Consider the following 13,251-nt stretch of genomic DNA (forward strand, 5'->3'; position numbering starts at 1 on the left):
GAGAGAGAATAGTCCTGTGGTTACCTGGTAAAAACGTATATTTGCCAGGTAACCATTTTTTTAATAGTATGTTAAACAAGACTTTAGGGATTCTAGTAACCATTCTCTTGCTGTTTTCCGCCTGTAAAGACGAAGATTCTCCTCTTTCTTCTACCAAACAGTTGAATAGCTTTTCTATTCTGAAAGGTGATAATCAAGGTAAAATCGGAAATGATGTAAATGCTCTCATCGTAGGGAATGTGCTGACATTGTCAATGAACAAGTATGATGATTTGAAATCATTGGTTGCCACGTTCGAATATGATGGGAAATCTATAACGGTAGATGGCATCGAACAAGAGTCTGGGGTAACTCTGAATGATTATTCCCAGCCATTGGCTTTTATTATAGAAGCGGAAGACGGCAGTAAAGAAACCTATACAGTTAAAGTTGTGCTTGAAGAAAAGGCGGGATTTACATCTTTCCGTTTCTTGAAAAAGAACAACTCTTTTTTAACAGCGGATGCTACGTGTTTGATTGAGGGAAATAAGATTGTTTCTCTTTATGAGTTTCCACAGTCCAAGTTGGTGGCAGAGTTTAGTTCTAATGCCGTGAAAGTTTTAGTAGATGAGGTGGAGCAAGTAAGTGGCGTAACAGAGAATGACTTCTCTTCTCCGGTTGTTTATAAGCTTGTCATGCGGAATGGAGACATTCTTCAATATACTGTAAGGATGGAATTTTTATTGGACTTGATACCTCTGCTAACTATTACTACAGATGATTCTTCTATTTCAGAAATACCAAGTAAAGATTCTTATCTGAATGCAACTCTGACAGTTAATGGGAAAAGCTTTTATGAAAGTTATACAGGTAAAACAGAGATAAAGGGACGAGGGAATTCAACTTGGGGTTATCCTAAAAAGCCTTATCGACTGAAACTTAACAAGAAAGCAGAGATTTGTGGTTTTGGAGAGGCTAAGAATTATGTATTATTGGCGAATCACATAGACCCCACATTAATGCTTAACTCTGTTGCTTTCAAGATTGGACGACTGCTGGAACTTCCTTTTACCAATCATGCAATTCCTGTAGATGTCGTTCTGAATGGAAAATACAAAGGCTCTTATCTGCTGACCGAACAGATAGAGGTTAAGAAAAACCGTGTGGATTTAGATGATAAAAATAGCGTTATGTGGGAACTTGATTCTTACTTTGATGATGAACCGAGGTTCAAGTCAACTGCATTCAATCTTCCGGTAATGGTGAAAGACCCTGATTTGACTACAGAACAGTTTGAATACTGGAAGAAAGACTTTAATGCATTTGCGACACAGTTTGCTAAAGAACCATTACAGGGCAACACGTATGTAGATATGATTGATATAGAGTCTGTAGCTAAATATCTGATAACCTTTAATCTGGTACATAACATGGAGATAAATCATCCTAAAAGTATTTTCCTCCATAAAGAGGGAAATGGCAAATATGTGATGGGACCGATTTGGGATTTCGATTGGGCGTATGATTATGAGGGAAAAGGAAAGCATTTCGCAAGCTATACTATTCCGCTGTTCTCTAATAGTATGAATGGCGTTGGTACTGCATTTTTCCAACGTTTCCTACGGGATAGTCGTGTAAAGACAATATATAAGGAAATCTGGCAAGATTTCAAGAAGAACAAATTAAATGCTTTGTTGCAATATGTCGATGATTATGCTGTAATGTTGAAACCCTCTATTGAAAGAAATAGTGTATTATGGGAAAACACTCGTTCATTCGATACGAAAGTTGCAGAGTTGAAAAGCTGGTTGAAAAATAGGGCGAACTATATAGATAGTGAAGTTAATAGTTATTGATTGAAGATCGCTGGTTAACAAAGCTACTTAACCGTTTGTAAAACAACAGTAACTTTTAGTGTATTGAATGGTTCGTTCCACCTGGGTGTTTGTTTAGTCCCACCCAGGTGGAACGAAAGGGAAACCCGGATGGAACGAATAAGAATTAGCAGAAGAACGAATTAATATTGGTATCTTAAGTTCTTAAGTAGTACATCTTACCCGATTTCCAAGCGAATCCTGTTGCTATTGTGCTGGAATATTATGTAAAATCAATAAGAAAATCGACAAGATTAATATTCCCGGGAATGGCAAGTTTCTTTCTTATTCGATAGCGTGCCGTCTCTACCCCACGAATAGTAAGGTTGGTGAACTGGGCAATATCTTTAGTCGAAAGATTTAACCGTAACAGTGCACAAAATCTCAAATCACTGGCAGTAAGACTGGGGTACTGTTTGCGTAGATTACGGAAGAAGTTCTTATGGATCATATCGAAATTCTTGTGGTAAATATCCCAGAATTCCTCTTCATTCAGGTTTCCATTAATCTGCTTCAATATAGTGTCTATATCATGCTGATTGATAATTCCCTTATGTTCTTGCTCTGACATAACTTCTTTCAGACTTTCGACCGCTTTGCGTTGAACTACGGCATCGAGAGCCAGACTAGCTAATTCCTTGCTTTTAACCTGCAATTCAGCTTCAAGTAATTGTTCGCGTTGTTGCGCAATGATATGTTCCTGTTCCAACATCTTGAAGTCCTGTTTCATTTTCTCTTTCTCAAACTCCCTATTGCGCTTTCTAAGCATTTTGGCAGCATGCCAGCAAGAGTAAAAGTATACTATAACACTCGCAAGAAGTGCGTATATTATCCAGGCATATATAGATAGATAAAATGGGCGTGGTTTATTGAAATAATATTCTACGGAACTAAGCACCTGCCCATCGACATTTTTCACTAAAGCTGTAAAATGATATTCTCCATACCCTAAGCTACCAAATGTGATGGCTGGATCGGCAGATTCTGATACCAGATTCAGGCTGCTTCCCGTGAGTTGATAGTAAAAACGGAGGGGTTCGCAATTGAAGTTAGGATAAGACAGATGGAAAGTTATATCACCCCATATTTTTTCATTATCTTTCTTTTGGGCAGATGTAGACATTAAATACAATTGATGATCTTGTGATAAAGAAGTGACTTCCCTAATGAGCAAAGAACTCCTTTGCAGTAAAGTGTCTTTTTTCAGATTCATATCAAGACGCCCGATGCCATTATTGAGGCAGAAATAAGTAACGTTACCGTTTACATATACATTATTATTGTTTTCATTACATTCAAGCCCGAAAAAAGACGAGGGAATGAATCGCTCCATTCTAAAATTATCATTGTCATATCTTATCAGGGTATATCCTCGATAATCGGTGAGCCAATAGAGATTATCATCTACCGGAATAGCCATATTAATCCCGTTTTTAAGAATAGAATTAAGTTGGACGAAAGGTATGATGCGCTGATTGATATCGTCATAAGTATACGTTCTTTTACTGTCGGATAATACGACTCTTCCCCGTATTTTCATGACATGCATCAGGCTTGCATTATTTTCTTCGTCTGACAATGACTTGATGTAAGTACACTTTTCCACCTTTTTTAGGTCTCTTGAAAGTTCTATCTTATAGATCCCAAGACTCATATGTGCTGCCCAGATATTACCGCTATGATCGACTTCGAACTGGCGTACCGGATTCCAGAAGCCGTCAATTGAGTTAGAAAAACTCCATTTACCATTATATTTGCGATAGACCCGAAGGTTATAATAAGACGACTCAATGAGAACTTCCTGCCCATTAATTATACATTTGCGCAGGCACGTGCTACTGGTTTCTGTTTCAGGGATGTTACTGGCTACAGTTCCCGTTATGATTTTAGTTCCGAAATTGTTTCCCAGCAGGATTTGTGAATCAAATGTGCTGATATGCCAGTTTTGCCCTTCGGTACCTCGGATAGGAACAATTGTTTGGTCTGCAAAAGAGTATAACCAGGCAGACTGGTTAGTGGCAATATATAGACTATTATTGAATGCATTAACTCCATATACCATTCCGAACGACTGTGAATTGCGATTGGGTATTAGAATGGAATAAGGAGAACCGGTATGGATTAAGGCAATACCGATATCAAGTGCCGCCCACACATTATTATCCCGGTCGCAGAATAGTCGTAATACGGAATTGTTGTATAACCGGTTGTCCATGTCATAATGCCACTTCTCTTTCCCTTCTTTATCAACGGCATAAATACCATTACGGATAGTTCCGAGTACAATTGTTGAATCTGATGGAATCATTATGGCACGATTCATCTGCTGGCTTTTTAATTCCTTGTCGATGGCAGTAGGATGAGGGGATACTGTTTTCCCGTCATAATCAAAAAGTCCGTTCCATTCGGTGCATAGAATCATCTTTCCTCCTGCTGTGGGAATGAGTGCGACCACAGAATCATCCTTTAGTGCTTTGCGTTTAATCAGCAGTTTATATTCATCATTTTCCAGGAGATAAAAATCACCATTGACCATCTGTACATAGATTTGTCCATTGGCTTGATGAAAATACAGTGGCAGGTGTTGGGAGTTATAATGGGCGGTTACTTTCTTTCCATCGTATTTAAACCATGAACTGAATGATTGGAAATAAATACATTCGCCTATTTTGAGTATATTCCATATTTCATCGTTGTGGGTTTTGATATTTTTGAGCTGGCTCCATAATGAGGTATATTCAAGTATACCGAGAGAGTTACGGCTGAAATAGCCGAAGTCTTCGTATGTTCCCACATAAATACGGTCGCCATCAATGAGTATAGATCTAACAAGTTGATTACCGGGCATCTGATATTTACTCCATGTATAACCGTCAAAACATAACAATCCAGTGTTATTGCCAATATACATCTCTCCATTTTTTCCTTGAGCTAAAGCCCAGTTCTGTAATCCCGCCTGGTAATCTTTGGCAGTATAGTTGGTAACAATAGGCATGAATGTAGATGCGTGACTTATTGCCGGGAATAAACATCCTTCTGTAAGAATAATAAATAAATATATAAAACGGGTGTACTTCATAGGATCATTTTTTCCTCTATATTTTGAATAAAAATAATTCCAAATATAATACCAATTTATTAAAAAATCCCAAATCACCGAAAAAACATGCTGAAATAAGTGTCTGTAAGCGATAAACGTACTAAAAACGTAGTGTTATACAGCATAAAAGTAGTAGCGTAGTATGCGTTATTTTGCAAGAATTTTAAAAAGTCCATTCCTTTGTTGCATCGATTTTTTAGCAACCTTATTATCAACTAATACGTAAAAAAATGAAGAGAAAGATTACTTTTCTTGTAGTTGTAGTGTTGTGCTTACAGACACTACTTGCTCAAAACAAAACAATCAGAGGTACTATTGTTGATTCCTTTAGTGAACCGATCATTGGTGCGTCTGCTCATGTTAAAGGTACCTATATCGGTACGATCTCGGATCTTAATGGTAACTATACTTTGGAAAACGTTCCTGATGATGCTATTATTACCTTTTCTTATATAGGAATGATACCTCAAGAAATTGCTGTAAAAGGGAAGAATGTAATCAATGTCCAATTAAAAGATGATGTTCAGAAACTGGAAGAGGTGGTAGTAATCGGTTACGGTTCGGCCAAAGCTAAAGACTTGACTTCTCCTATTACAGTAGTCAAGGGGGAAGCGTTACTTTCTACTCCTGCCTCTTCACCTATGGCTGCCATGCAAGGAAAAGTGGCCGGAGTGAATGTTACTAATAGCGGTACTCCGGGAGAAGGACCGAAGGTAGCTATTCGTGGTAAAGGATCATTTTCCAACAGTTCACCTCTTTATGTAGTGGATGGTATGTTCTATGATGATATCAATTTCCTTAATAGTAATGACATTCAAGATATGTCTGTGTTGAAGGATGCTTCGGCAGCTGCCATTTATGGTGTGCGTGCTGCTAATGGTGTTGTTATTATCACTACTAAAAAAGGCCAACGTAATCAGAAAGCTAAAATTACCTATAATGGGTATGTAGGTGTTCAGAAAGCTACTAACGTTCTGGAAATGGCTAACTCTAGCGAGTATGCTACTATGCTTCTTGAAGCCAATTATGATGCTTATGTATCCACAATGAAGGCTTCCATTGATAAATTTGGTGGTGACTATTCCGATCCCGATTTTCATAATTGGAAATTCGATTCAGACACAGATTGGTATAAGGAGTTACTGCGGAGTGCACTTATCACTAACCACAGTTTAGGAATTAGTGGCGGAACAGAGAAAAGCACTTATTCCGTAGGTATGAGTTATCTGTATCAGGATGGTGTAATGGATGTAGAGAACAACTATAAACGTCTTAACTTCCGTGCAGCACTTGATTATGAAGCAACTAATTGGCTAAAGGTAGGTTTTAATGGTGTATTTAGTAACTCTACCCAGATATTACCGCAAAATAAAGCTTGGCAGCAGGCATTTAATGCTCCTGGCATTTATCCGGTTTATGATACGACAAATGACAATACTTTCCCTGACAAGTATGCATCACCTGATGCAGTCGGTTTCACGTCTAATTTCTACAATCCTGTAGCGACAGCCAACTATTATGACTCACAAAATGAGAACTACCAGGTTCTGACTAATTTCTATGCTCAATTCCAGATCTTACCGGAAAAATTGAATTTCAGAACAAGTTATAGTTACGATTATTCAGCTATTCGTGGCCGTGAATATACTGCTCCTTACTATGTAAGTAGCTGGCAGCAACAAGCTGTTTCAGAACTGACAAAGAAAGATACGAACTATTACAATTATATTTGGGATAATATATTGACCTATAATAATCAATGGGGAAAGCATAATTTCAGTGCTATGTTGGGTTATTCTATGAGGCAACAACAGTATAGATATATGTGGGGAAAAGCCAATAACGTGCCTGACGGAAAAGATGAATGGCTTTATTTAAGCCAGGGAAATGCCGAAGGTGTGACTCTTGGAGATGACGGCTACTGTTATCGCGGCCAGTCCTATTTCACTCGTTTAAGTTATGACTATGCGGGAAAATATCTGTTGACGTTTACTATGCGTGCGGATGGTTCTTCCAAATATCAGGAGCATTGGGGATATTTCCCATCTGTTGGTGCTGCATGGGTTATCAGCGAAGAAGATTTTATGAAAGATCAAAAGTTCTTCGATTACTTGAAATTGCGTGCCAGCTGGGGACGTTTGGGTAATGACCACGTAGCTGCAAGTGATGGTTTTGCCTCCATAACCACAGGTAATTCTGCATCCGGTGTGTTTGGCAACTCTACTTTCCCTGGCTATCAAAATACCACTTATTACAGTTGGTTGAAGTGGGAATTGGTAGATGAAACAAACATCGGTTTTAATTTCTCAACTTTCAAGAATCGTTTGAATGTAGATTGGGATTATTTCTACCGTCTGACGAAAAGAGCTGTTATATCTCCACGTTTGCCATTCAGTAATGACGTCCTTGCAGGAAATTATGGTAAGATCCTAAACCAGGGTTTTGATTTGTCACTTAACTGGAATGATAATATCGGAAGAGACTTCAAATATAATTTAGGAGTAAACCTGTCATATTTGAAGAATAAGGTGAAAGATCTTGGAGGATTGAGTTCTATTAAAGGAGGAAAGACCATTAATATGGTCGGTGAGGAAATGAACTCATACTACGGGTATAAAGTAGTAGGTGTTTATCAGACTTTGGAAGAATGTGCAGAAGACCCGATTGCTGTAGCTAACAATCTTGTACCGGGTGACTTCAAGTATGAAGATGTAAACGGTGATAATGTGATTGATGGTGATGACCGTCAGGTGCTTGGCTCTTACATACCCAACTTTACGTATGGCATTAATCTTGGTTTGAACTGGAAGAATCTGGATTTTGAATTGACTACCTATGGGCAAACAGGTGGACAGATATACAACCGTAAGCGTGCTTTGCGTTATGCACAGTCTAATTATAATTTCGATAAGGCACAATATGAGAATCGTTGGACCGGACCGGGTTCTACTAATTCACATCCGTCCGCTGCAGCACTGGTAAAAGGCTGGAATGTATCTGACCAGAGAGTGAACTCTTATTTTGTAGAAAGTGCAGATTTCTTCCGTATTCAGAACATAACCCTCGGATACAGTTTGCGCAATATCAAGTTAGGAAATTATACATTGCCGGGTATCCGTTTCTCACTGACGGCAGACCGTCCGTTCACAACATTTAAGGCGAATTCATTTACTCCGGAGTTGAGCGATGCTGAAGGATGGGATACAGAGGTTTATCCTTTGACATCTACTTATAGCTTTGGAATTCAGATTGATTTCTAAGCCGGAATGAGAAAATTAATTTTAATCTAACAAAAGAACAAGAAAATGAAAATACTAAAGAATATCTTAATATATGCGTTGCCAGCATTAATGTTATGCAATACATCCTGTGATTATTTAGATAAAGAACCCGAAAATAAGGTTCCGGAAGAAAATGTAGACTTTACTCAGATAGAGAATATGTATCAAGCGGTTTCCGGAGTGTATGCCAAAGTTAGAACAGGCGGTATGCACTGGGTAATATGGCCATTGTCTGTAGTACGTGATGATGATGTTTGGTCCGGGCGTATAGACGACCAGGCGACCCTTGTTGATATGGGCAACTATATCTATGACAATTCATTCTGGGGACTCAACGAGATGTGGAATCAGTATTACGGTATTATAAAAGTGGCCAATGCTGCTCTTGAATCGCTGGATTCCTATGCCGAAAATATCACGTCGGATAATGATATGACCAATTATCGTTCTTATTGTGGTGAAGTGAAGTTCCTTCGTGCTTATGCTTATTATCGGCTTGTACAGGCTTTTGGTCCGGTGACTATTCTTCGTAATAATACTCAGGCAGACATGACACGTTCAACGATTAATGCTGTTTATAAATATGCTCTTGAGGATTTGCAGTATACGATGGATCACACTCCGAGATTACGCCCGAATGAAATGGCACATTATGGTGCTGTCACTGCTTTCTCTGCAGAGATGCTTGCAGCAAAGATACATTTGAATCTGGGAAATTATGGAGAAGTTGAAACACTGACAGATGATATTATAGGCAGCAAGAAATTTAAGCTTTATGATGATTACTATAATTTATTCAAGATTCCCGGTAAAGTATGTGACGAATCGTTGTTCGAATGTCAGTGTACAGACTTTGGGGTAGGTTCAGGTGATATGGTAGATGCTGATAACTGGTTTGTATTCCAAGGACCGGCAAATGACGGAAACATTTCAGGCTGGGGATTTATCGGAATATATAAGGAGCTTCGTGATTGGGCTGCGGCTCGTGGCGAGACTGTCCGTGCTACGACTTCATTCCTTTTGGCTGGTACAACTACTCCTAGTGGTGATGTGATTCGTCCATTGCAGAATCCGACTCAAACAGACTGCTGGAATGGAAAAGCTTATACACCGACAGATCAGTTAACACCGGGACGTACCAAATATGGTGCAAATAACAATGTCCGTATATTCCGTTACGCTGATGTATTATTGATGAATGCGGAAGCTAAGGTACGTTTGGGTAAGGATGGTGATGAGTCATTGAATCTTGTACGTGATCGTGCCGGAATGTCCGAAATTGATGGTGCGACTGTAGATCAGATCCTTGATGAACGCCGTATGGAACTTGTTTGTGAGTGGGGAGAACGTTACAATGACTTGATCCGTACCGGTAAGGCTGCTTCTGTGCTTGGTTCCAAAGGGTGGACTGCAGATAAAACCTATTATCCGCTTCCTTTCGATCAGGTATCCAATATCCCAAGTCTGACGAACGAACCGATTGACGAGTAATTATGTCTAAATAAAATTAGGAAATGACAGGAATAGTAAAAAAGATATTACTAAGTTCTGGGATAGCGTTCTCTGCCTTGGCAGGGAACGCGCTACCACCGGAAGATTCTATTAAAGTGGTAAAAGGACAGGTAAGCGACTACTATATCCCGGTAGTAAATCAATACGAAATAACCGGAATGGTTGTAGATGAACAGGGTAATCCGCTTGAGGGGGCTACTGTTATGTTTTTCTCAAGCCCCGTTCATTGTAACACAGATGCAGAGGGGCGTTATAAGTTGAAAGCTACTGACAATGATGTACATCTGTATGTGTATTATCCGGGAAAATCTTTTGCTGATGTAAAACGTGCCGTTGCCGATCGGCAAGTGAAAATCGTTATGCGACCGGAGAAACATAAATCAGTGCAGCGCCAGCCCGCTCAAGCTACAAGGTGGTATGATCCTGTGCATCCTGTCACTCGTACCTATTGCAATCCTATGAATATTAGTTATAACTATGAACCTTATAACAACAATGTTCAGTCTGGCGGATCATTCAGATCTTCTGCCGATCCGATGGGGTTAACTTATAAAGATGAGTATTTCCTGTTTTCAACGAACCAGGGAGGTTTCCATTATTCGAAAAATCTAAGCGACTGGGAATTTGCTCCGGCTTCTTTCCAACGTCGTCCTACAGATGACGATATGTGTGCTCCGGCAGCGTTTGTAAGTGGAGATACACTGTTCTATACCGGTTCTACTTATGAGGGATTGCCCGTATGGTATAGCACGTCTCCCAAGTCCGGGCGTTTCAAACGTGCTATCGAACGTAATACATTGCCTTCATGGGACCCTTGCCTGTTTTTGGATGATGATGGTAAACTTTATCTTTATTACGGTTCCAGTAATGAATATCCCCTCAAAGGTGTAGAGATCAGTCGTGATGATTTTCGTCCGGTTAGTAAGATCTACGATATCATGATGCTTCGTCCAGAAGAGCATGGCTGGGAACGATTTGGTATGAATAATGATGATGAAGTGACGTTACGCCCGTTTACCGAAGGGGCTTATATGACGAAGCATGATGGAAAATATTATTTCCAGTACGGTGCTCCGGGTACGGAATTCAAAGTGTATGCTGACGGGGTATATGTCAGTGATTCGCCATTGGGGCCGTTCACTTACCAGCAGCATAATCCGATGAGTTATAAACCCGGTGGATTTGTGCAGGGAGTAGGACACAGTGGTACTTTTCAGGACTTGAAGGGAAATTACTGGCATGTAGGTACTTGTATGTTGTCTCTCAAATATAAGTTTGAAAGGCGTATCGGATTATATCCTACGGCATTCGATCCGGATGGAGTAATGTATTCTACCACAGCATTCGGCGATTACCCATGCTGGAATGCTGACTACGATATTAAAAATCCGTCTGACCGGTTCACCGGCTGGATGCTTCTCTCCTATGAGAAACCGGTAAAAGTATCCAGTACCGACAGCATCTACTCCGCTTCCAATCTTACCGATGAAAATATGCGTACGTATTGGGCCGCTAAAACCGGAGAACCGGGTGAGTGGGTGGAAATTGACCTTGGTGGTATGAAACATATAAAGGCGATTCAACTCAATTATTATGACCATAAAAGTGTGCAGCATAATCGTGCAAACGATTTGTATTATCAATATCGTATTTACTCCAGTGATAACGGAACAGACTGGACACTGGTGGTAGATAAAAGCGATAATGATAAAGATGTACCTCATGACTACATCGAATTGAGCGAGACTTTGGATGCCCGTTATCTGAAACTGGAAAACATTCATGTCCCATCAGGCAATTTCTGTCTCTCGGAATTCCGGGTATTTGGTTTTGCTGATGGGGAGAAACCGCTTCCGGTACGAAATTTCAAAGTAGTACGTGACAAACAGGATAAGCGCAATGCGATGATTTCATGGAGTCCTTCATCCGGTGCCTACGGTTATAATATCTACTATGGCATTGCTCCTGAAAAGTTATACAACTGTATAACCGTGAACGGTGCGGATCATTATGACTTCCGGGGTCTGGACCTTGGTACGACTTATTACTTTGCCATTGAAGCCTTGAGTGAATCGGGGCGGTCGGCGTTGTCGAAAGTCGTGAAACAATAATTATTAATCAGAAGAAATACTTTATAAGATGATGGAATGGACAAGAACCGGCATATTTATTACCCTACTCGTAGTGATATGCGCATGTACACAAAAGAACAAGACAGTGATCGATGCGGAGCCTGATCGCCCCGTGGCATTTGCGAACGACAACGAACTGCTCGACTATATTCAAAAAACACACTTCAACTATATGTGGGAAGGTGCGGAAAAGACTTCCGGACTGGCCTGCGAACGCATACACCTTGATAATATCTATCCGCAGCAAGACCAGAATGTGATTACAATCGGAGGTAGTGGATTTGGAGTTGCCGGCTTGTTAGTAGCTATCGAACGGAACTTTATCGACCGGGAAGAAGGTGTAGCCCGCTTGACAAAGATTGTAGACTATCTGGCAAAAGCCGACCGATTTCATGGAGTATGGCCACACTGGCTGAATGGCCCTACGGGCAAAGTGAAACCATTCGGAACAAAAGATGACGGCGGCGACCTGGTGGAAAGTAGTTTCCTTATGCAAAGCCTGTTGTGTGTGCGACAATACGTGAAAGACGGCAACGAAAAAGAAAAAGCATTGGCCTCTAAAATAGATGAACTATGGCACGGAATGGAATTCGACTGGTACCGGAACGGCGGGCAAAATGTATTATACTGGCATTGGTCTCCTAACTATGGCTGGGAAATGAACTTCCCGCTTGAAGGTTATAATGAATGTCTGATTACCTATATCCTTGCCGCCTCATCTCCTACACATTCCGTTCCGGCGGAATGTTATCATGAAGGATGGGCGCGTAGCGGTGGCATCAAAAGTGCCTCTAAACCTTACGGTTACCCGCTCGAACTGAAACATAATGGAGCAGAAGAAAAAGGTGGCCCTTTATTCTGGGCACACTACTCTTACATCGGTCTTGACCCGCGTAATTTGACCGATCAATATGCCAACTACTGGAACGTGGTACGCAATCATGCGATGAGTGATTATCAATATTGTGTCACTAATCCGAAGGGATACAAAGGATACGGGCCTGATTGTTGGGGACTTACAGCGAGTTATTCAATAAATGGTTATTCAGCACACATGCCGGACAATGATCTTGGTGTGATTACTCCTACTGCCGCTTTATCCTCTTTCCCTTATACACCGGAGGAATCGATGGCTGCCTTGAAAGGTTTCTATAAACAAGGATCGTGGATCTGGGGTAAATATGGATTTTACGATGCATTCTCACCGAACGAGAAGTGGACTGTTCCGCATTATCTTGCCATCGATCAGTGTACGATTGCGCCAATGATAGAGAACTACCGTACAGGATTGCTTTGGCGGTTATTCATGAGTTGTCCGGAAATCCAGCAAGGACTGAAGAAGCTGGGCTTCACTTCTACAGCAACCGACTAAA

6 protein-coding genes are annotated in these 13,251 nt (G+C 40.4%); 5 read left to right on the top strand and 1 reads right to left on the bottom strand.

From position 1 onward, the window contains the following. Positions 1 to 68 precede the first annotated feature (68 nt). Positions 69 to 1,835, top strand: a complete 1,767-nt coding sequence (locus tag NQ505_RS05600; protein WP_032854052.1) for a CotH kinase family protein — start codon at positions 69 to 71, stop codon at positions 1,833 to 1,835. Between the two features lie 241 nt (positions 1,836 to 2,076). Here the strand turns inward: NQ505_RS05600 and NQ505_RS05605 are convergent, their stop codons facing one another. Further along, complete coding sequence (locus NQ505_RS05605; RefSeq protein WP_009001233.1) at positions 2,077 to 4,932, bottom strand: hypothetical protein; 2,856 nt, start codon at positions 4,930 to 4,932, stop codon at positions 2,077 to 2,079. 251 nt (positions 4,933 to 5,183) lie between these two features. Here NQ505_RS05605 and NQ505_RS05610 point away from each other — a divergent pair, with 251 nt between their 5' ends. The 4 genes from NQ505_RS05610 to NQ505_RS05625 are packed head-to-tail and all read left to right on the top strand — an operon-like array spanning position 5,184 to position 13,250. Continuing rightward, positions 5,184 to 8,213, top strand: a complete 3,030-nt coding sequence (locus NQ505_RS05610) for a SusC/RagA family TonB-linked outer membrane protein (protein ID WP_009001232.1) — start codon at positions 5,184 to 5,186, stop codon at positions 8,211 to 8,213. 45 nt (positions 8,214 to 8,258) lie between these two features. Further along, positions 8,259 to 9,725 carry a RagB/SusD family nutrient uptake outer membrane protein gene (locus tag NQ505_RS05615; protein WP_009001231.1) on the top strand — a complete coding sequence of 489 codons (1,467 nt, stop codon included), beginning with the start codon at positions 8,259 to 8,261 and terminating at the stop codon, positions 9,723 to 9,725. A 23-nt stretch (positions 9,726 to 9,748) separates the two neighbouring features. After that, entirely contained in the window at positions 9,749 to 11,857 is a 2,109-nt protein-coding gene (locus NQ505_RS05620; RefSeq protein ID WP_009001230.1) for a family 43 glycosylhydrolase, read from the top strand. A 28-nt stretch (positions 11,858 to 11,885) separates the two neighbouring features. Beyond that, positions 11,886 to 13,250 carry a glucoamylase family protein gene (locus tag NQ505_RS05625; protein WP_032854050.1) on the top strand — a complete coding sequence of 455 codons (1,365 nt, stop codon included), beginning with the start codon at positions 11,886 to 11,888 and terminating at the stop codon, positions 13,248 to 13,250. Position 13,251: the final 1 nt, after the last annotated feature.

Source organism: Bacteroides sp. D2, assembly GCF_025147085.1.
Classification (GTDB): Bacteria; Bacteroidota; Bacteroidia; order Bacteroidales; family Bacteroidaceae; genus Bacteroides.